15 protein-coding genes are annotated in these 22,799 nt (G+C 43.8%); 8 read left to right on the top strand and 7 right to left on the bottom strand.

Features of this window, described 5'->3' with window-relative positions:
• Positions 1-51: 51 nt before the first annotated feature.
• The 7 genes from J4N23_RS13220 to J4N23_RS13190 all read right to left on the bottom strand — a co-directional run bounded on the left by J4N23_RS13220 (position 52) and on the right by J4N23_RS13190 (position 12,277).
• A complete protein-coding gene (locus tag J4N23_RS13220; RefSeq protein WP_207427952.1) occupies positions 52-2,031 on the bottom strand; it encodes an alpha-L-arabinofuranosidase C-terminal domain-containing protein in 1,980 nt (659 codons plus the stop codon).
• Between the two features lie 177 nt (positions 2,032-2,208).
• Positions 2,209-3,687 carry an arabinan endo-1,5-alpha-L-arabinosidase gene (locus J4N23_RS13215; protein ID WP_207427951.1) on the bottom strand — a complete coding sequence of 493 codons (1,479 nt, stop codon included), beginning with the start codon at positions 3,685-3,687 and terminating at the stop codon, positions 2,209-2,211.
• A gap of 48 nt (positions 3,688-3,735) precedes the next feature.
• Positions 3,736-5,310 (bottom strand): RagB/SusD family nutrient uptake outer membrane protein, encoded by a 1,575-nt coding sequence (locus tag J4N23_RS13210; RefSeq protein WP_207427950.1) that lies wholly within the window; start codon positions 5,308-5,310, stop codon positions 3,736-3,738.
• Between the two features lie 24 nt (positions 5,311-5,334).
• Positions 5,335-8,685: a TonB-dependent receptor gene (locus J4N23_RS13205; protein WP_207427949.1), complete on the bottom strand. Its 3,351-nt coding sequence runs from the start codon at positions 8,683-8,685 to the stop codon at positions 5,335-5,337.
• A 58-nt stretch (positions 8,686-8,743) separates the two neighbouring features.
• The gene (locus J4N23_RS13200) at positions 8,744-9,763 is read right to left on the bottom strand and encodes a FecR family protein (RefSeq protein ID WP_207427947.1); all 1,020 of its coding nucleotides are present in this window, start codon (positions 9,761-9,763) and stop codon (positions 8,744-8,746) included.
• 142 nt (positions 9,764-9,905) lie between these two features.
• Entirely contained in the window at positions 9,906-10,514 is a 609-nt protein-coding gene (locus J4N23_RS13195; RefSeq protein WP_207427945.1) for an RNA polymerase sigma factor, read from the bottom strand.
• Positions 10,515-10,714: 200 nt separating this feature from the next.
• Complete coding sequence (locus J4N23_RS13190; protein ID WP_207427943.1) at positions 10,715-12,277, bottom strand: alpha-N-arabinofuranosidase; 1,563 nt, start codon at positions 12,275-12,277, stop codon at positions 10,715-10,717.
• Positions 12,278-12,524: 247 nt separating this feature from the next.
• On the opposite strand from J4N23_RS13190, the gene J4N23_RS13185 reads away from it, so the two are divergent.
• The 8 genes from J4N23_RS13185 (at position 12,525) to J4N23_RS13150 (ending at position 22,755) form a co-directional block, all read left to right on the top strand.
• Positions 12,525-13,232, top strand: coding sequence for an NUDIX hydrolase (locus J4N23_RS13185; RefSeq protein ID WP_207427941.1), 708 nt, complete (start codon positions 12,525-12,527; stop codon positions 13,230-13,232).
• Between the two features lie 80 nt (positions 13,233-13,312).
• Entirely contained in the window at positions 13,313-15,013 is a 1,701-nt protein-coding gene (locus J4N23_RS13180) for a ribulokinase (protein WP_207427939.1), read from the top strand.
• A 41-nt stretch (positions 15,014-15,054) separates the two neighbouring features.
• Complete coding sequence (locus J4N23_RS13175) at positions 15,055-15,753, top strand: L-ribulose-5-phosphate 4-epimerase (RefSeq protein WP_207427938.1); 699 nt, start codon at positions 15,055-15,057, stop codon at positions 15,751-15,753.
• A 41-nt stretch (positions 15,754-15,794) separates the two neighbouring features.
• Entirely contained in the window at positions 15,795-17,297 is a 1,503-nt protein-coding gene (gene araA, locus J4N23_RS13170) for an L-arabinose isomerase (RefSeq protein ID WP_207427937.1), read from the top strand.
• A gap of 294 nt (positions 17,298-17,591) precedes the next feature.
• Positions 17,592-18,251 (top strand): hypothetical protein, encoded by a 660-nt coding sequence (locus tag J4N23_RS13165; RefSeq protein ID WP_207427936.1) that lies wholly within the window; start codon positions 17,592-17,594, stop codon positions 18,249-18,251.
• Positions 18,252-18,344: 93 nt separating this feature from the next.
• A complete protein-coding gene (locus J4N23_RS13160; protein ID WP_207427935.1) occupies positions 18,345-18,917 on the top strand; it encodes a hypothetical protein in 573 nt (190 codons plus the stop codon).
• Positions 18,918-19,187: 270 nt separating this feature from the next.
• On the top strand, positions 19,188-21,947 hold the full coding sequence (locus J4N23_RS13155; RefSeq protein WP_207427934.1) for an SdrD B-like domain-containing protein: 2,760 nt from the start codon (positions 19,188-19,190) through the stop codon (positions 21,945-21,947).
• Complete coding sequence (locus tag J4N23_RS13150) at positions 21,940-22,755, top strand: molecular chaperone (RefSeq protein WP_207427933.1); 816 nt, start codon at positions 21,940-21,942, stop codon at positions 22,753-22,755. Before J4N23_RS13155 ends, J4N23_RS13150 begins: the two co-directional genes overlap by 8 nt.
• Positions 22,756-22,799: the final 44 nt, after the last annotated feature.

Here is a 22,799-nt window from a genome sequence, read left to right as displayed (position 1 = left end):
AACCCCGATTAAAACATCGGGGTTAAGGAGGTTTCAACTGCTGAAGCCGGCCTAAATCATTTTAATTTTAATCACGTTGAAGGAGTTTGGAGCCAACTTCGATTTAACGGATTGCTTCTTGACGGAAATGTCTTTCTGCTTTGGACTGATGCTTAAAGGATTGTCTAAAGAATTGACTTCTTCCAAGTTGTTACCTGCGAGAACAATCATTGTGCCCTTAGCAGCAAGCCTGTTGACACCCTGAATGGAAAACTCCCCTTCCGTCTCCTTATCCGTAGTATTCACCACCTTGAGGATTAATTCTTTTGTGTTTTTGTCAATCACAGCGGAAGCATACAAACCATTCTGTCCTGTTACATTTTTACCATCCAACTGGATCGGCACCACATTAGTTCCCTTATTTAGCGAATATAGTTTTTGCACATAATAGTTAGGCGTGCCGTAGGTGCGCAGGTTATCCACCCAAATCATATCAGGGGTCCACTGCCAGCCTTCCACATGGGCAAACAAGGGTGCGTAAGAAGCCATGACCACTACGTCCGCATTTCGCTCAAGTCCGGTCAGGAAAGCTGCTTCCGAGATAGCTGTACGGAGGTTGTTTTTGTTGTTTACACTAACTGTTTTGTCACTTTGTGCAGCATATTCCCCGGCAAAAACTTTTGAACCATTGCGTGGATAGTTGTCGTATCGAGCTGCATTCTCCAGAAACCACTCCGGACGACGGTAGTAGTGTTCATCAATAATATCAGCCTTCATTTTACGCAACTCTGTATTTAAATACTCGAAGCGCTCGCCGTTTGGATCCGTGCCTGAGCTGCTTACCAGTTGGATATTCGGGTATTTCTCTTTGATGGCTTTGGTGAAGAGCTTAAGGCGCTCCACATATTGCGGTCCCCAGTTCTCGTTTCCAACCCCCATCATCTTTAAGTTGAACGGTTTTGGGTGTCCCATTTCTGCACGTACCTTTCCCCACCTGGTATTTACATCCCCATTAGCAAACTCAATGAGATCGAGTGCATCCTGAATATAGGGTTCCAACTGATCCAGGGGAACAACTTCGGCAGTGTTAAACTGACAAGCCATTCCGCAATTTAAAATGGGAAGAGCTTCAGCTCCAATGTCTTCAGCCAGCTGGAAATACTCAAAAAAGCCCAAACCAAATGTTTGATAATAGTCTGGAGTGGGACGATGTGCAAACTCGGTATTCCACCGGTTGACGATCAACTCTCGTTCTTCTACCGGACCAATCGTCTTTTTCCACTGGTACCGAACCGACAGGTCGTGACCTTCCACAATACAACCGCCCGGGAAGCGGATGAAGCCTGGTTTCATGTCGGCCAGCATCTGAACCATATCCGCCCTCATGCCACCGGGACGGTTTTTCCAGGTATCTGACGGAAACAGTGAAATCATGTCTAAATCTATTGAGCCGTTCCCTTCAAACCAGATATTGAACTTAGCTTTGGGTTCTGTAGCGGTGGCACTAAAGCTGACAGATTGTTTTTTCCAATCTGTGCCTGAACCACTGGGCGAGATCTCTCCCTTTCCTATTATCTCCCCTTTGGGATTAACCAGCTCCAGATGCATCTTTACGCCTGGTGCTGCCTGCCGGTACATCACTGAAAAATCATAACGCAGGCCGTTTTTGATCCCCATCCCTCTGAAGCCTTCATTGGTCATCCCAAGGTCGCCTTTTGCTCTATTGGCAACTTTCACCCGAAGGAACCTGGGATTATTACTTTTAGCCTCCTGACGGTTAAGAACCAGAATATCTCCTTCATTTCTGTTCCCCTGTAAGGTCCAACCCATTAGCGGTTTGTAGAACTCGAAGGATCTGTTTTTTACTAATTCCGCATAAATACCGCCGTCTGCGCCCATGTTGATATCCTCAAAAAAGACGCCCCACATGGTGGGTTGAACGGTGGCAGTAGGCTGGTTTACCTTTACGGTAAATGTGCTGGTTTGGGCTAAACTTTCTGCTGCAATGCCACAGGTCAACCCTATAAAACATAGTAGATCTGCTTTTCTCATATTAAAAGAGTCCCTTAAATGGTGAAAATAAGTGTGATTTGTAGTGAGTTTATAATCGGTAGTTAAAGATAACAAAGAATAATAAATGTCAAAAAAACATTTATTATTCCTAAAATGCTCGGTAAACAATAAAAGGCCGGCTGAAATACTGTCAACCGGCCCTTTTCAGGTTTTAAACTATTGTACTTTTTTAAGCCAGATCGACAAGCCACCACCGTTAAGTCCTGTCATCACAAGCGTCGATTCCTTTTTCTTCTCCCAGTCTCGTTCGCGGGAAACATGTAGTTTATCTACAAAAAGCCCGCCTGCCCATCTCAATTCTATCCACGGCGCGTTATAAGCCCAGGTATTGTTGGGATCGCCGTTGATTTTCCCATCGGGATTTAAATTGGTCTCGAAGAATACGTTGTACTGAGGGTCTGTTTGCTCTGCATCAAAGCCGGGTACTGTAGCATAACCCTGAACGATTTGCTCATACTTGCCTGCAATTTCATTTGCGGTTATCGGGGTATTTGGAACATTCGCGTAGCGCTCAGGTGAAACAATAGGCCATCCTTCAGGTGTCCAGAACATCTTTCGAACATGCATCACCATAAATGCCCGGTCTATTCCAGGTCTTCCCTGGTGAGCCATATAATACTGCCCGTTATCGTCTTTGAACACCGAACAGTGAGAAACACCGGCCCAGCCGCTATGACCATCGAAACGGTAAGGGGCTAAGATCATCGGACCATTATCGGCAAGATTATCTACGTTTACGCCATTCCAATCCAAAAATGGACCGTTCGGACTGGTGGAGCGGAACACACGTACATTGTATTTGGTGGACAACCAGTCGTAGGCCACAAAGAGGTAGTACATGTTGGTGGTCGGGTTATAAATAATCTCCGGACCTTCCAGGTTTCCGTTTACCATTCCATTCGTCCTTCCTCTGCGGACAATTCGCGTACCTCTGTCTCCAGATGTCATTGCCAGTCCCGTTTGTGGGTTTAGCTGCAATTCATATAATCCATCCCAGGAAGAACCGTATACCATCCAATGCTGACCCGAAGGCGTTACGACCACTGAAGGGTCTATTGCGTTGGTACCCGGACCGGTATTGACAGAGGTTACTGCAAGTCCTTTTTCTACCCATGGGCCTTCAGGCGAATTGGAAGTTAACAGACCGATAGCACTCGTCCTACCTGCTGTGGGCGCAAGTGAATAGTAAAGCCGGTACTCATTTCCTACTTTCATGATATAAGGCGCCCACAGTCCTTGTACTGGGGTCCCTCCATTATCTCTGATGTATTTCGCTCCCATCTCCGGAAGTCCATCAAGCACCCAGCCTACATATTTCCAGTCGACGAGGTCCTTAGATTTCCGAACCATGATACCCACTCGAGGAGTCATTCCGTAAGCCACATCGGTACTGTAGCAGTAATACCATTCCCCATCTTTAATAATGGATGGGTCATGCAGGTTGTAAGGTCCCCATTTCCACGAAAAAGAGATATCAGCTACATTGGCATAGGTATCGTTAAGATCATTAATATTGAAGGGTTTGGTAAATATGCCGGGGTCCACTTCTGTCAGCGGCTCTTCCGATTTTTTACAGCCTGCCACCACCGCCAAGGTCAACAACAGGATAAAAGGCATTTTAAATATCTTGTTCATAATTGATTGCTATTTACTCCGGGGAACAAGTCCCCGGACAGATCTCGTTTAGTTGGCTGAATTGGGTGAAAGATTCTTGTTTGTATTTAACTCCTGGAATGGGATTGGTAAATACTCCTTTCCGGGCTGCCAGCTGTTAAAATCAGAATCATGCTGACGCAACTCTGCAAGTTTTGCAGGATCATAAAGCCATCCCCACCGAATAATGTCATTAATCCGCTGACCTTCTATCGCAAATTCAAGAGCTCTTTCATGCGCAATCTGTTCCCTCATCTGCACTTTATTCATGCTAGGCTTGGTAGTTGCCAGATTTGGAAGATTCGCTCTGTTTCGCACTGCCTGTATGAACGGATAAGCCTCTGCTGTTCTATCAAGTTCATTCAGCACCTCCGCATACATCAGGAGAATATCTGCAAACCTTAAGATCCGATAATTAATACCTCCTGTCTCGAAGGCTTCCTTTTGATGCAGTCCTAGACCATCATAAGTATACTTTCTGGTGTACAACTCGTTGGTACTTGCATAGGGCCAAGGCCTTCCATAAACCGTTGTCGAGTTATCAGCAGGTTCGTAGGAAGTAATGGTGGCAAGTAATCGCGGGTCGCTCTGACCGGTAATAGTTTTCTCCTGCTTGAATTCATTATAGATCCATCGCGTTGGCTGGTAATCTTTGAATCCACCCCAGGTCTCTCCCGGAGGAGCGTAGGTTACTGAAAATGCTTCAAATTGTCTCCAATTGGCGTTCGGCTCACCTGTCCAGTTTCCGTCAGTTCCGCCCTCAGCCGTAAATTGAATTTCAAACAAAGACTCCGCATTGTTTTCATTTACAGATTTGAAGTTATCGCGGTAATTCGGCATCAGGGAGTATTTGTTGTATAATACTCCACCAGGTAGTAAAAACTTCTCAAATTGCTGGGCTGCTAACGGATAAAGTTTTCTATAGAGATAAGCTCTCCCTAACAACCCGGCTGCAGCCCCTTTTGTAGCACGTCCTTTTTGGCCCCTATCCGGACCTGTCACATTCGCGTAGTCCAATGGAAGCAGTTCTTCCGCATCCTTCAAATCTTCAAAAATTTGGGTCCACAAAGCTTCCTCCGAGGCAGTTGGAGGGTAATAGTTATTTTGATCTGCTGGTGGCTCTGTGATAAGAGGGACCGCTTTGAAAGTGGTAACCAAGTTGTAGTAAGCTAAAGCTCTTAAGAAGTAAGCTTGTCCAACTATCCTGTTTTTCGCTTCCGCGGATAATACACCCTCATCCATTTTTCCCACGTTTGCAATCACCTGGTTCGCCCGGTAAACTACCAGGAAGTGATCTCTCCAAATCCATTCAACAGGAGCCGAATTGCTGGGGATAGTAAAACGGCCTACGAGAACTAAATCAGCCCAGGGGCTGGCGCCATAGAAGTCGTCGCCCCTGCTATCTGTAAGACCAGGAAATGAGCGGGTGTAGGTTCCCTCGAGAGCCAATGCATTGTACACGCCATTGATACCGGCAAACGCATGGTCTGCTGTTTTCCAATAAGTGGCGGTTGTAGGGTAGTTAGGATTGGCAAGATCCAATTTTTTGTCGCAGCCTGCCAGAATTACTACCAGCGCCACTAGAAAATATTGTAGTTTTTTCATCTCTTTTTTGATTATTCGTTTTACCTAAAAACCCACCTGAACACCAAACATGATGGAGCGAGGTCTTGGATAGGAACCGTTATCTAAACCGGGAGTAAATACTCCGTATGCAAAATCAGGGTTATAACCTTTGTATTTTTGGAAGGTGTAGAAGTTTTGGGCGGTACCATACACTCTCAACCTGTTGATTCCTTTTACCCATTTCTGAGGGATGTTATAGCCGAGGGAGACAGTATTAATTCGCAGAAACGTTCCGTCCTGCAACCATCCCTCCCGGTCAGAACTCTCCCAGTTACGGTTCGGATCTTCCCAGGTCATCCGGGGGATATTTGTATTTGTGTTAAGAGATGTAAAGCGGTTCAACATATCCTCGTGATAATTCGCATCCCCTCCGGAGTGCATCAAATCCCGGTATAAGCGACTGTTGATTAAGTAACCACCCGCTCCTGAGGCAAACAGGGTAAAGTCGAAATTCTTGTAAGATGCTCCGAAGTTGAATCCGTAAGTGAATTTAGGAACACCGCTACCTAGATAAGTCCTATCCCAGTCATTGATCTCGCCGTCAGGTGTTCCGTTTGGTCCACTAATGTCTCTGAACCGTACATCTCCGACGCTTGCACCATCAAATTGTTGGGGATGATTATCGACTTCCTCCTGAGTTCTGAAAAGCCCATCGGTCAGGAAACCATAATGTCTTCCAACTTCACCACCGACCTCTGTGATGAAGGCCCCGTCAATTCGGCGTTGAACGTTATTCCCAAGCGCTAAAACCTTATTTTTAACTGTTGCGATGTTACCGGAGATGTCAAATTTGAAAGCTCCCGAAGATTTATGATAAGTTGTTGTTAATTCAATTCCCGAATTTTGCAGGGTACCGGCGTTTACTACAGGACGGCTGTTAATAGATCCCACAGACATCGGAATTGGGATAGGAACCAGGATATCCTGACTCTTGCTGTAATAATACTCCGCAGAAAGGTCTACGCGGCCGTTTAACAATTGTGCATCAAAGCCAACGTTACTCGTAATCCTATCCTCCCACTTCAATGTCTCAGAGACTACGTTCGTTTGAAGGCCCCCAAGTACCCTAGTTCCGTCAAAGGTGTACACCATGCCCGGGTTGATAACGGCCTGAAAAAGATAGTCGCCTATATTTTCATTTCCGAGTTTACCCCAACTTCCCCTTAACTTCAAGTCTGAAACTATGGATTTAGGAACTTTGAAGAAACCCTCATTGCTAAGACGCCATCCCAGAGCTACAGAAGGGAAATAACCTACCCGGTAATCTGAGCCAAAGCGGGAAGAAGCGTCACGGCGAACTGTACCCGTTACTAAGTATTTGTCTCCAAAATTGTAGTTTAAACGAGAAAGCAGGGAAAATATCGCATTGCTACGCTGTACACTGTTCGAGGTTCTCTCAGCGCCGTTGCCAATTGTCCGGAAATCTTCATTTGCGAAGTTCTGGGCAGTGGCTGTCCTCTCCAGTGTACCGTTCTCCTGGAACATCTGACCGACCAGCAAATCGAAAGAATGCTTCCCTAGGCTCTTCTGGTAGTTAAGAGTATTTTCTATCAATTTACTATCATAGCGTCTGCTGGCATCGGTCAGCCGGGCAGTAGGATTAATAAAGAAATAACCGAGATTGAACGTAGGAACGAAGCTAAAGTCGCGGGCTGAAACCGCATCATAACCGAGATTCAACCGGTATTTGAGGTTGTGGCCGCTACGTTTTACCAGGTTTGCCTCTCCAAAAATACTTGCGAAGGTGCGATCCACGTCGGTACGGTTTTCAATGAGGCTGTTGTAACCCACCCCATTTAATGAGATTGCATTGTGAAGTTCACTGGCCGTACCTCCAAATCCACCTTTTCTGTTAGCATCATAAAGTGGCATGGTAGGAATAGCAAAAACCAGGTCGTTAATAAGCGGAGGTCTTCCCCCTGGCAGCACACCGTCTCCGGTTACCAGTGCATTTTCATTGGAACGAGCATAGAACAAAGACTGACCAAACCTGAAGATGCCTTTTTCCTGAGAGGTATTGATTCTCCCCGTATAACGGGTGTAAGATGGCCCATTCCCAACAAAGGTCCCCTCGTTATCAAAGAAATCAAGAGATACGTTGTATGTACTGTTCGTACTACCTCCTGAAAAGTTCAGGTTGTGGTTTTGACGGTTACCGTTCTTCAAGCCCTCGGCCTGCCAATCTGTATCTACGTTACTTATAAAGTTTGGCGAATTCGGGTCATTCCCCGGAGCCAACGGTTTGTTATTGGAATTTAACCGAGCCTCGTTGTTTAGCACCTGGTAGTTATGACTGTTAGTAACCGGCATGATTTGCCATACGTTATCAAAACCATAATAGGCATTATACTCCACCTGGAGCGGAGTTTCTTTTTTCCCCTGACGGGTAGTCACGATAATTACCCCGTTAGCTGCACGAGAACCGTAGATAGCTCCTGCCGAAGCGTCCTTTAAAACCTGGATACTTTCTACATCGTTCGGGTTAAAATCCCGGGGAACCCCGTTAATTGGCACACCGTCAATTACATATAAAGGATCAGAGTTTCCAAAAGTACTGATACCCCGAAGCCTTACCTGCGGAAAGGCCCCCGGCTGTCCGTCACTATTCACCGTAACCCCTGCGGCCCGGCCTTGAAGCATTTGACCTACATCGTTTGTAGATACTTTCTTCATATCTTGAACATCAACAATAGCAACTGAACCAGTGATGTCTGCCCGACGCTGTGTTCCATATCCCACAACAACTACTTCGTTAAGAGTATTTTGGCTCTCTACCAGCGTTACGTTAATGGATGTTCGGTTATTTACAGCTACCTCTCTCGTTTGAAACCCTACATAGGTAAAAACAAGCACCCCGTTACCATCCGGAATATTGATAACGTAATTTCCGTTGATATCGGTAGTAGTTCCGATGGAACTCCCCTTCAGTCGTACACTAACTCCGGGTAAAGAAACGCCAGCCGAATCTTTAACTGCACCCCTAACGGTGATGTCAGCAAATCTGGCTCTTGTATTCGTAATGACGTAACTATTCTCTTTTACTTTCTCATAGGCTAAATGAAGAGGATCTAAAATTTTTGTTAGCAGCTCATCAAGTGCAGCATCTTCTGACAGGATAGCGGTATTAACGACTTTGTCCCTTACTACCCTGGAGTTGTAATTAAAATTCACTTTAAACTGCTCTTCCAACTTCCGGAGAGCCGACGAAAGGGGCTGCATCCTTTCCTTCTTTGGAAGTGTAGAATCAAGCTTCTCCGCGGCCAAATAGGCGTAGGATTGCGAAAATGCAGACGAATGCAAACAACTTGCGGTCATTAGCATAAGTGCAGAAACTTTCAATGTAAAACTTCTCATATTACTTCTGTACTAGTTATAATTGGTTACGACTGGATTTCTTAAAAATTGGTTATGATTACGGTGCAGAATCTATAATGATGGCGTCCTCCTTTTTAACTATTGATATATTAAATGTCTTTTTCAAAATGGTAAGCAGCAGATCAACATTGGCAGCGTCTATAGATCCTGTAAAGGTCAATGTTGCCACTTCATGATCTAAGAAGCTTACCTGATAACCATAATTGTCTTCAAGTAAATCGGCTATTTCTTTTAGAGGCGTCTCATCAAACACCAGCTTCTGCTCTGTCCATGAGCTGAAATCGGGTGCGCTTACCTGCAACTTTTCCACCTGCTTTGTTTTTTGGCTGAAGTTTACCATCTGATTAGGCTTCATATCCACCACTTGATGGACGTCCTGGAGAAGAAATAACTTCACCTTCCCGGAATTAAGAATCACCTTGGTTTTCCCACGGCGAGTATTCACGTTGAATTTTGTACCCAGAACCTGTACGTCCAGATCAGGAGTATGCACCACAAATTTTTGGGAATTCTTCTTATGAGTAACAGAGAAAAAAGCCTCTCCCTTCAGCCACACTTCTCTCGGTTTATCCTCGCCCCAGTTATTAGTGAATGAGATGGAGGAGTTAGCATTGAGGATCACCACTGATTGATCGGGCAATACGATCCTTTTATTTTCAGCGAAGTCAGTTCGTTGCTCCTCTTTTCCGGTTAGATAAAAGAAAACTGCCGCAGACAGGACCAGGAAGCCAACTGTGACCGCCGCGACTTTTTGCCAGGCCGCTACGAAACTGGAAAAACGGATAGATTTTGTTGGAGTGGTTTGAGAATCAAATTCTTCGTTGGTTGCGACGATCCTGTTCCAGACGTCATTCAGCTCCTGTTGCATTGGCTCGTCAATATCGGATGCGAATCCCAGGACGATTTCCCTGGCTTCGTCGACCACATTACTATTTTCATAGCTCTGAGCGGCCCAAGCCTCCCATACAGCACCATTGTGCTGATGTGGAGCTTTCACCCACTTAATAAAACCGGGATCGACAATGAGGTCCTCCAGGCTATACTTCTTCGAGTACATACGTTGGTTTATAATTGATATAGGTAATTAGACAGGAGGTCTGCTTTTTTACCAAGAAAATTTCAACTTTTTTTTATCGAGTGAAAAAAGCCCTGTTGGAGCTTTGGGGGAACAGTAAAATGTGGCTGAAAAAAATAAAAAATCAGAGAAAAATAACCGCTAATAGAACGGGAACAACCATCTCGCTTTTCAAGGCTTGAATGGCATTAAAAGTAGTGTTGTAGATGGTGCGAACGGACACAGACATAATAGCGGCTGCTTCTACGGGGCTCAGATTGTTATAATAGATGAGAAAAATGATCTCTTTCTGTTTGCTGGTAAGCTTTTTTAAAGCTTGGATAAGACGAACTTCCTGAACTGTTTTACTTTGCTGATTGATGAGTGAGAGTTCGTGAGATATTACTTCTCCTAAACTTCCCTCCTGTATAACTTCCTCCGTACTTACGAATTTTGTTTGCCTGCCCAGCTCCCTTACAAGCTTATTACGCATAGACTTAACCAAGTAGTTTTTAATCGACTCAGGCTCACCAAGACCCGCTTTATTGCGCCATAGATCGGTAAACAAATCATGCAGACAATCTTTCACCAACTCGCGATCGCACATCAACTTGCAGCCATAGCGGAATAACAAAGATGCGTAGGTGGAATAAAAATATGAATAAGCAGTCTTGTCTCCATCTTTGAATTTCCGCCATAACAGCCTCTCCTCTGTCTGGCTTTCAGAAATCCGAATATTGCGAACTGCTTCCATCTAGAAATACTTATAATTTACCTGGCCCTGGAGAATGTTTAGTAAATACGTATGAATGAAAAAGAGGTTACTATTGGCATACAGCTGCCAGCTTATAATTAGTTACCCAAGTATAACCAATAAATCACAATTGTCAAAATAACAATTAAACATTTCTTCAAAAAAAATACCCCTTTTTCGAGGGGTATAATTTTTAATCTTTACTTCAATTCCAGTACCACTACAGAAACAGGAGGTAATTTAACATTTAACTTTCCTCCCTTGATGCTGGCGCCCTTAAATGCTACGGGCTTAATTAAAGTGGGATTTTCGAACGAGTTGTAATCCTGAACTTTTTTCGATGTCAAAATCCTTCCGCTAACAGCGTTTGCTTTTAAATCCTTCACATCGATAGAGATTTCGCGGGAATTCTTATGATCGATATTAGTCAGGGAAATATGCACCAAGCCATTTTTAGCTTTAGATGCAGATGCAGAAACTGCGGGTAGGCTTTCATTGCCCATTTTATACTCATTAGCCGCCTCTATTTTTAGCGGAATCAGGGTAGCATCCTGATGAACGTTATACATCTCCATCACATGATAGGTGGGCGTAAGGATCATTTTTTCTTCCTTAGTAAGAATGACTGCCTGCAACACGTTGATAGCTTGAGCGAGGTTCGCCATTTTAATACGATTGGCATGATTATTAAAAATGTTAAGTGTCGCACCCGCAATCATAGCGTCTCGAATGGTGTTCTGCTGATACAGAAAACCTGGATTGGTTCCGGGCTCCACGTCATACCAGCCACCCCATTCGTCCACAACAAGAGCTACTTTATGCTGTGGGTCATATTTATCCATAATAGCAAGGTGCTTTGTCACCAGCTCTTCCATAAAAAGCGCCCTTTGCATAGTGGTAAAGTATTGTTGCTCGGTAAAATCGGTTGCCGGCCCCTTTTTATTCCAATCGATTACCGAATAATGATGAAGCGCCATGCCTTCGATTAAGTTCTTAGGCACATTTTTCATCACCACTTCAGTCCAGTTATAGTCGGAAGAGTTGGCACCGGAAGCAATTCTGAACAATTTATCATTACTCCAGCCCGTCATGAACGTCGCGTATTTACGATACAAGTCTGAATAGTACTCAGGAGTCATATTACCACCACATCCCCAGGCTTCATTTCCAACACCCCAATAAGTTACGTTCCATGGTTTCTCTCTTCCGTTTTCACGACGGAGTTTCGACATGGGGCTCTCTCCGGCAAAATTCACGTATTGTACCCAGTCGACCAGTTCCTGAGGAGTGCCCGTGGCCAAGTTGCCCGCTAAATAAGGTTCAGTACCCAGTAACTCACACATATTTAAGAAGTCATGGGTCCCGAAACTATTATTCTCAGTCACCCCGCCCCACCAGGTGTTCACAATTGTTGGCCGCTTCTCCTTGGGTCCGATTCCATCCTTCCAGTGATACGTATCGGCAAAACATCCACCGGGCCAGCGAAGGTTTGGAATCTTCAATGTTCGCAATGCAGCTACTACGTCATTTCGAATACCATTCGTATTTGGAATCTTCGAATCTTCCCCAACATAAAACCCGCCATAAATGCTCCTCCCGAGGTGCTCTGCAAAATGGCCGTAGATATGCCTGCTGATGGTGTGCTTAGCCTCGTTCGGATTAAGCTTAATTTCTACCTTGTCCTGAGCAAGGGAAGTCAAAGTACCAGCCACTAACAGGCCAGCAACAAACCCCAGTTTCTTTGTTTTCGTAAATAAGTTCATTTGTTAAGGATTACAATTGTGTTAGCAAAAGTACCGTTGTCCTTCTTTTGCCCTTTATTTTATAATGGTTCGAGAAACTAAGTTAAGAGGTTTTCGTTAAATGTCAATATTACAATTAAAAATTTTATACTGTTCGGGTTATTTAATTGGCCGTCAATCGGGCTGGTACTACCGCTTTCCTAAGAAGAAAATTTATTGAACAATTGTCTCTTACACATATATCCTTTATCATTGTATATAAAACCAAATGACGAGGTACTCTAAACAGACGCGCGTTCTTGTTGCCGTTGACTGTATAATTTTCGGATTTGATGGCGAGCATTTGAAGCTCCTGCTTATTCAGCGCGGATTTGAACCTGAGAAGAATAAGTGGAGCCTGATGGGCGGATTCATAGAACCGCATGAGGGACCTGAAGCAGCTGCCTCCCGCATCCTGAAACAACTTACCGGGCTAGAAGGAGTGTACATGGAACAAATGCATGTCTTTGGGGAACCTAAGCGAGATCCGATCGAGCGCACCTTGAGTATCACTTACTTTGCCTTTATTGATGTTCATAAATACGAAAAGCAGCTGAGTGAAGAATATCACGCAGAATGGTTTCATTTAAAGGATGTACCGAAGCTTATTTTTGACCATAATGAGATGGTGGAAATGGCCAGAGAAAAATTACGGTACAAAGCCGCTCTCCACCCCATCCTTTTTGAATTGCTACCTGAGAAATTCACCATACCGCAAATTCAAACCCTTTATGAGAATGTGTACGATACGGTTTTGGACAAACGCAATTTTAGCAGGAAATTACTATCTACCGGCCTGCTGATCCGTCAGGATGAAAAGGACAAAGAGAACTCAAAAAAAGGCGCTTATTTCTATAAACTTGATCCGGGTATTTACAAAGACAAGTTTCAATCCTTCCTTAACTTTATCCCAAATCCCCAAGCACTCAGTGCCTAACTTTTAATAATTTAGAGAATCTTAAGTCAGGATTTTTATTTTTGAATAAATAAGTGTTATTTAGACACGAATACCAAATTATGGCCAACCAAAGTTTTGTTATAGGAGTAGATTATGGAACAGATTCCGTACGCTCAGTGATAGTTAATGCTCATACAGGGCAAGAAGTTGCAGCATCTGTATTTTATTATCCCCGTTGGAAAAGAGCAGAGTTCTGTGATCCGGCTGCTAATCAATTCAGACAACACCCCCTGGATTACGTAGAAGGACTTGAAACAACAGTTAAGGAGTGTCTGGCGAAGGCGGGTACCGACGTCGCAAAAAACATTAAAGCTCTTTCTGTTGACACAACAGGTTCAACTCCTGTTGCTGTTGATGAGAGTGGTACGCCTCTGGCCCTAAAGCCCGGCTTTGAAAATAACCCTAATGCAATGTTCGTACTGTGGAAAGACCACACTGCGGTAGATGAAGCGCAGGAAATAAACGAGCATGCAGAAAAGTTTGATACCAATTACCTTCAGTTTGTTGGGGGGATCTATTCATCGGAATGGTTTTGGGCGAAGTTATTGCATGTGATCCGGCAAGACGAGCAGGTACGTAAGGCAATGTATACTTGGGTAGAACATTGCGACTGGATTCCTTTCTTATTGACTGGCGGACAAAAAGCCGAAGACATAAAAAGAGGCGTATGCTCAGCGGGACATAAATCATTATGGGCAGAAGAATTTGGTGGCTTCCCTCCTGACGAGTTTTTCGCAACACTGGATCCGCTTCTGGCAGGATTTACTTCGAAACTAGGTAACAGGACTTATACATCCGCTGAGAAAGCTGGAACGTTAAGTCAGGAGTGGGCAGAAAAACTCGGCCTTTCAACCGATGTAGTGATCGGCATCGGAGCGTTCGATGCGCACATGGGAGCAGTGGGAGGACAAATTGAGCCTTATTATTTAAGTAAAGTAATGGGTACCTCTACCTGCGACATGCTGGTTGCACCGAAGGATGAAGTAAAAGGAACCTTAGTTAATGGTATCTGCGGACAGGTGGATGGTTCGATTATCCCTAACATGATCGGAATGGAAGCAGGTCAATCAGCATTTGGTGACGCTTACGCCTGGTTCAAAAACGTTCTGGCATGGCCTCTAAAGAATTTGCTGGCGCAATCTGATGTTATCGATGCTGCCACTGCAGAAAAACTCTTACACGAAGTAGAAGGAAAAATAATTCCTGAATTAAGCAAAAGAGCGAATGAACTTCCGCTGGAGGAAGACGCTGAAATTGCTATAGATTGGCTAAACGGTCGGCGCACGCCAGATGCAAGTCAGCTGCTTAAAGGAGCCTTTATCGGCTTGGATTTGGGTAGTGACGCGGTAAAAATCTTCCGCTCTTTAGTAGAAGCGACCTGCTTTGGTGCAAAAAGAATTGTAGATAGATTTATCGAGCAAGGTGTGCCTGTAAAGGGACTGATCGGAATGGGCGGAGTTGCTAAAAAATCTCCTTTCATTATGCAGATGATGGCGGATGTGATGAACATGCCGATCAAAATTCACAAATCAGAACAAACTTGCGCTATTGGTGCAGCCATGTTTGCTGCTACTGCTGCCGGCATTTATCCAAAGGTTGAAGATGCGATGAGTGCAATGGGCCAGGGATTTGATGCCGAGTATCAACCTAATGCGGATAGAGTAGCATTGTACGCGAAGCGCTATCAGAAATATCTGGAGGCAGGTTCCTTCATTGAAGATTTCATATCGGAAGAAACTGAACATACTATCCACAGTTAACCCTAATATTTAGTAGTCCAAAGGAAACTAGACTTTTATTAATGAGCCAATATCAACATATTAAACAAGCTGCATATGATGCGAATATGCAGCTTCCTAAACTTGGTCTGGTGCTTTTCACTTTCGGAAATGTAAGTGCAGCCGATCGGGACCTTGGTGTTTTTGCGATTAAACCAAGCGGAGTTCCGTATGAAGAACTGTCGCCAGAAAAAATGGTGATTGTGGATTTCGACGGAAAAATCATCGAAGGTACTCTTCGCCCCTCCTCAGATACGCTTACCCATGCGGTACTGTACAAGCATTGGGAAGGGATAGGCGGAATTGTTCATACCCATTCCACCTATGCGACAGCCTGGGCACAAAGCCAGCGCGACATTCCTATCTTCGGGACTACCCATGCTGACCATAATACGGTCGATATCCCCTGCGCTCCTCCAATGAGCGATGAAATGATTCAGGGTGATTATGAATATCAGACCGGATTTCAGATCATGAATTGTTTTGAAGAAAAAGGTTTGGACTATAAGGAAGTGGAAATGGTGCTGGTAGGTAACCACGCGCCCTTTACCTGGGGAAAAACAGCCGATAAAGCCGTGTACAACAGTGCCGTACTCGAAACAGTGGCACAAATGGCGCTGCTTACCGAGCAGATCAATCCGCAGTCTCCCCGTCTCAAAGATTCTTTGATCACGAAACACTACGAAAGAAAACACGGGCCTAATTCCTATTATGGCCAGTAATTATTGTAAGATATTTATAAATCATAACCCTAAATAAAATAATGCTTGATCTCAAAAAGTTTGAAGTCTGGTTTGTAACAGGAAGCCAGGATCTATACGGAGAAGAAACTTTAAAACAAGTTGCTGCTCACTCTCAGGAAATTGCGAACTCATTGAATAACGCAGCCGGAATGCCGGTACGCGTTGTTTTCAAACCCACTGTAAAAAGCACCGAAGAGATCTTCGCTATTTGCCAACAAGCTAACGTAGCCCCCGAGTGTATTGGTGTTATCACCTGGATGCACACATTCTCTCCAGCCAAAATGTGGATTACAGGTTTGAAAAGCCTGCAAAAACCAGTGGCGCATTTACACACTCAGTTCAACCGGGATATTCCGTGGGATTCTATCGATATGGATTTCATGAACTTAAACCAGAGTGCACACGGCGATCGTGAGTTTGGGTTCATCATGTCAAGAATGCGTATCAACCGCAAAGTAGTAGTTGGTCACTGGCAAGACCCTGAAGTAATCGAGCAACTAGGTGCATGGTCTCGTGCAGCAGCAGGATGGAACGATTGGCAAGGTGCCCGCTTTGTTCGTTTCGGCGACAATATGCGCTATGTAGCTGTAACTGATGGAGACAAAGTGGAAGCAGAACTTCGGTTTGGTTTCTCTGTAAATACCCATGGTATCGGAGATCTGGTGGCAGTAATCAACCAAATCAGCGATAGCGAAGTAGACAAGTTAACCGCTGAATACGAGGAAAGGTACGCCGTAATGGATTCTCTTCGTAAAGGAGGAGCACAATACTCTTCGCTAAGAGATGCTGCCCGCATTGAGTTGGGAATGAAAGCTTTTCTGGAAGCTGGTAATTACAAAGGTTTCTCTGACACGTTTGAGGACCTGCATGGAATGGCTCAGCTACCGGGCATCGCTTCTCAGCGCTTGATGAATGCAGGATACGGATTTGCCGGCGAAGGCGACTGGAAAACAGCAGCTTTGGTACGCGCTATGAAAGTAATGGGGACTGGCCTTCCTGGCGGCAACGCATTCATGGAAGATTACACTTACCATTTTGATCCTGCTAACCCAATGGTTCTTGGTTCGCACATGCTTGAAATCTGTGAGTCGATTGCTGATGGAAAACCTAAGTGTGAAATTTATCCTCTGGGTATCGGTGGCAAAGCTGATCCGGTGCGTCTGGTTTTCAATGTAGCAGCAGGACCAGCAATCAATGCATCAATCGTTGATATGGGTAACCGTTTCAGGATGCTGGTGAACGAAGTAGAAGCAGTTGCTCCTGAGCACGATCTTCCTAAACTTCCGGTAGCCCGCGTGCTATGGAAGCCATATCCTGATATGAAAACAGGATGTGCTGCCTGGATCTTAGCCGGCGGTGCTCACCACACGGGTTACAGTCAAAACCTAACCGCTGAGCACATGCAAGACTTTGCGGAGATGGCAGGTATTGAATTCGTAAAAATCGGCAAAAACACCGACCTGTATCAGTTCAAAAATGAACTGCGCTGGAGCGAAGTATACTACCAGTTGAACAAGTCGTAAATCCATTTTTTCAAAAGTAAAAAGGCTGGGAGCAAAATTCTCCCGGCCTTTTTTGTTATGTCATCCTATATCATGTAACAGGTTCTGATCTTCTAGCTCCGACTCCCCTATATCAAACCGAGCCTTCAAGACTCTCAAAAAAAGCTGAGAGATAATTATTTTCCAGAGGAATTGTTGATAACGATCCGATTGTGGAAAAATTTTACCAGGAGACAAATTTCTTGTAACCCTTTCCCCCTTTTTAAGTACAAGGACAGAAATAAAACCTTTTTTAAAACAATTAAACCGTTACACATGAAGAAAATTTTTCTTTTCTTGGCCATGCTTGGCTTCTCGGCGACGTCCTTCGCACAACTATCAGATGAAGAGTACGCTTACGTGACAATGGACCTTCAGGGAATTTTAAACCTGACGATGACTACTGACCCGACCGTAAACTTTTCATTCAAATCTATTCCAGACTACCAGCAAGGTATTACTAAATTCAACGCTACCAAACTGGACGTTGATGCAACTGTTGCATGGGATCTATTTGCTTATGCTAGTACGGATAGATGGGTTCAAGTAGATGCCTACTCCACCAATGGAACGCCTCTTTTACCAGCTGAAATCCTGGAAATTCAAGCAATCAGACCAAATGCGAGTGGTGCTACAAACAACTTTAATTCGTTTGTGAGTTTGAAAGGTTTGGGAAATTCACAAGTAGGAAACGGCATCCCTACGGTTGCAACGCAATTCCTTGCCGGCCAGGTGGGTACAGCCGTGAATCAATCTTACGCTCCGGGGGCCGCCGCTGCTAACCCCGCGACCAATCAATTTAGACTTCATTACAAAATTAAGCCTGGTATCCCTGCAACATTTCCTAATTCAGTAGTGCCACTAGGTGCACCTGGATATGCTCAGGCAGGTTATTACTACCTTGAAGTAGTTTACGCACTAGTTGAAGATTTATAATATCAACCGAAAGATGGGCACAAGGATTCTTGTGCCCCTTTTCAAACTAATCTAATTTAACTCTCTTTTTTACACCCCCGGGGGATAGCGCAAGTGAAGAATTTACTGCCTCTATTTACATTCTTTCTTTTAAGCGCAGCGAGTTTTTCGCATATCAATGCGCAGACTGTAAGCTTCGCCTTGAAGACAACACCTAACGTAAATTTCGATTTTAACACTATTGAGAAATATCAAAAGGGCATTATAATCCCTTCCTTTCTCACTTTGCGAGTTGAGTCGCCTGGGGCTGAGTGGGACTTGTATGTTGGTACCACTACTACTACCAACGGCTTCTTTGATGTTAACAATGCTTACGGAAGCTCAGGGAATTCTTCCATTCCCGTAAACATCTTACAAGCTAGGGTATATAATACTGCAAACACAACACAGACAGGAACTTCATTTTTCAATCTTTCGGACATATCCAGTCCAAATTATATCATCGGCAGCTCGGGAAACGATCCTGCTGCACCATGTGGGGTTACAGGAGCAAATGCTGCCGGATCATATAACACGCAACCACAGTGCTACACTTTCAAGGTTGACTTAAAAGCGACACCGGGGCTTAACTATAGAGCTGGCTCCTACTCGCTACGGGTAGACTTTATTTTGATGCAAGATTTATAGGAAATGAGAGCTCCTACCCCCAACCATTTACACAGCTTTTGCTACGCGCTTTTTTTTCAGCTCGTAATAATCTTGTTGCCGGCTAAGCAAGTAAAAGGCCAAGACGTAAATAATGCACGGGGATTTGAAGTCGCTTTCGTAAATAAAAAAACGGAACAGAAAAGTAATGAGCTTTCATCCAACATCCTAAGGGTTAAAAATAACTCAAATCGAGAATACACATTTAGTTTGGCTATTTCCGCTCCTGATTCTTGGAAGTTTGTTTCGCGGATGAACACAAACTATACTATATCCCCTTATGATTCTTTGTTCATCCCTGTAAACCTTATTCCCAAGAAAACAAGTAACGGAAACGTCAATCACGTTATTAATGCGTCACTAATCAATGATGATAATATTCAATTCGGCTCCGCTATTTGGTATCTCAGCATAAAAAAAGAAACTGATTGGAACGCTGCCGCTGCTGAAAACAAGGTGTTTTTTCTCGAAGGTAGTAACACGGCGAAGTTCGCAATTAAACTACAGAACAACGGCAATGCGGAGGAGAAAATAAAAATCAACTTTGCCAGCGACCGGAGGTTGAGGGTACTGGACAATAGCAACACACCTATTGAAATCAAGCATTTCAACGTTACTCTCCCTATTAAAACGGATACCACGTTATATTTTACAGCTGAAAAGCTGAGCCTTCCTCAGAGATCGTTTAGGGAAGACTTTGACGTGATTTATGATGTTACCAAAGCAGATGTATATCCATTAAAAATTACTGTTCAGAACGAGGCTGATGAGTATTCGGCACCGAAGACCTGGAGAACCACCATTGATTTCATACGAACTGGAACACAAGCTCGAATGCGGGAATACCGTTATGAATCCGCGCCCTTAACGATAGAAGCAAATGTTGATAATATCCTTGATAATTCAACCATACTCAATCTAAGTTTATATGGCAACACTACCCTTCCGGGCAATAGGAGCCTGATTTATCGGTTCCAGACTTTTTTCGCGGACAACTTCTACAGTTACCTCCCCTATTTAGGAAATTCACATTATGTTGGCTATACTAGCCCGAAGACCACAGTCGAAATTGGTGACGTTAGCGGTAGCCCAAATTTTGGCTTAACACCAACAGGGCGAGGTATAAGGGTTACGCAAGAAGTCCTTCGCAACCACACGTTCGGAGCTTTCTACTTACAGAATCCTCGTCTATTCAACAGTGTAAACAGAACAGACTACGGCTTTAGTTACGGACTCCGAATTGGGAGAACCCGCTTCGATAACTATTTTCAACGGACAGAGAATTCGTTATTAAAATTTGACGGACTGCAGTACAGTAACAGCCTCCGACTGCCTTTTGCTCGAAACCACAGTATTACGCTTAACTCGGCACTTTCTCAAGAAAATTATTATGATTTTACTACGCCGGTCGTTAAAACTGGCTATGCGTACGCTGTTAATTACTTCGGTGCCATCCGGAAATTCACTTTTGGCTTTCACCACACCTATGGTAGCAAATTCAACACCAGCTACCGCGGCATTACCAGCTTTGGCGCCAATGTCTTATACAGATTCAATTACACGAATAGCGCCGAGGCGAACTACTACAGCTATGACCAAAATCCACAGTATTTAAGCACCTCAGGCTTTCTTCTAACCAGTCGGCCCAGTGCTAGTGCATTATACGAGTTGAAATATACTTACAGTCCCTATAATTACACAACAGCTCTAAAGCTACAACACCAGGAAAATAATATTTTTAATCTAAGAACAAGATCAAATGGCCTTGGAGTAGATTTTAGACCGAGGCAGACGGGCAACACGAGGTTTTACCTTTCCGTTTTCGGCGCATACAACGAACTTCCTGATTATAATTTGAATCCTTACTTCTCAGCTCAGCTCAGGACGATGGTCAGACACAGGGGCTTAACTTCGAGTATCCGGTATTTTTACGGACCTTACCAGACTTTCGAGCAACTTCTTTTCGCAAATACAAAGGTGAATAACCAGTCTATATATACTAATACTAACCTGAAACTGTGGGTGCTTAGAAACAAGTTAAGTTTTGAGCCCAGCTTCGTTTACAGCTACGAAACCCTATTCAAGAGACATAGAATTAGCGCCAGACCCGAATTCTACTACATGCCCAAAAGTGGTCTTGAGTTCAGATTCTATGGGCAGTACATTAACAATAATCAAAAAAACAACCCTTTTATTAATCTAGATAATGTGGAGGCGTTCGACCAATCGATGAGCACCTCAAATATTTTTTTCGGATTTGGTTTCAAAAAAAGAATAGGAGTGCCAGTATCTGGAAAGAAATATAAGGCTTTGAAAGTCGCAGTGTTTAAAGATTTGAATGGCAATGGGCAACAGGACAAGAATGAGCAGGGGATAAAAAATGTACTAATTAACGTGAAGTCTCTTAATGTTGATAGCACGGACAACAGTCAGTCGCGTTTAAAAGAGATCGGGGAAAACTTTGTTACTGATCAACAGGGAAAAATTGCTTATAATAATCTACCGAAAGGTGAGTATAAAATCACTCTTGTCCCATTGTCTGAGAATTCTGGCTTTTTCGCTGCCAATGAAAGAATTCTGTCCTTAAAAGATGACGAAACAGTATTAATGCCGCTTAATCAGGGAGTTCAACTAACAGGGATTTTAATGGCTCAAAAAGATGTTGTCTCTGCGGACTATGAACGAAGCGTGGATGTAAGTAAGATTCGCGTAACCGCTATCGATTCCCTTGGGAAAATATACTCGACCCTCACAGATGGCAATGGACGCTTTGTTTTGAAACTTCCAGTTGGAACATACAGTGTGAGCGTCAATGAGAATGTGCTTCCAGAAAACTTCGAACTCCAACAAAAACGAATTGTGGTAGATATGCTCACCGTTGCTGACAACTACAACATCACCTTTAATATGCTGGAGAAAAAGAGAAAACTCAACATCAAACGATTTGATCAGCAAGGAAAAGTAATAGAAACGAAAGACAATAACAGTAAATCGAATAAACAAGATGAATAAAGCAATTAACGCCTTACTATTCTTAGTAATCTTAATTTCAACAGTTAGAGCACAAAGTGTATCAGTAGCTCCAAGTCGGATTTATTACAAAGTAAACCCAGGTGAAAGTAAAACTCAGTCGCTGAAAATCACCAACAACTCTAGTAAGAAACAGGCCTTTCAAATTACATTTGGCGACTTTGCTGCCCCAGGCAGTACAGGAAAGTCGACTCTTCTTAAGCCTGGCGAGAGCCCTAATTCACTCGCAAAAAACATCTCTGCTAATCCATCCTTTTTCGAATTAGAAGCAGGCGAAAGTAAAGATGTACAAGTAATCCTTGAGCTTCCTAATCTTCCGGAATCAAATAAAGTAAAATGGGGAACAATGCTTATCAAACTTGCAAAAGAAAGGTCAGAAGCTGCGAATCTTGGAAGCAATAGCGTGGGGATGGGTATTATAGAAACGTTTCAGTTTGTTGTCCACCTGTTTCAAACTCCTCCAAGTGTCACCTTGAAACAGGCCGAAATTGTCAGTTTCAAACAAGTTGATGGTGTAACGCCAACAGAAAGGGCAGTAGCGATTGTTACGAAAAATACAGGGGAAGCGATTTTAGATTGCGCTTCTTATGTTGAATATGTAAATCTTAAGACAGGTAAAAAAGAACGGCTTAAGCCGGCAGGGTTTACTGTTTTGCCCGGCGGATCCAGAGAAATGAAGTTTGTTCTACCTACCGACATGGCCCAAGGCAAGTACACCGTAACCGGGGTAGTAGACTATGGTAGCAAAGAAGATGTCCAGGCGGCAGAAATGGACCTGGAAATAAAATAATATTTAAGACGTACACCCTTATCACCGAAACCGCATAGAAGGAA

The sequence above is a fragment of the Pedobacter sp. SYSU D00535 genome (genome assembly GCF_017355855.1).
In the GTDB taxonomy this organism is placed as follows: domain Bacteria; phylum Bacteroidota; class Bacteroidia; order Sphingobacteriales; family Sphingobacteriaceae; genus Desertivirga.
The sequence above is the reverse complement of the archived record's forward strand: the minus strand, read 5'-3'. Positions and strand labels throughout refer to the sequence as shown.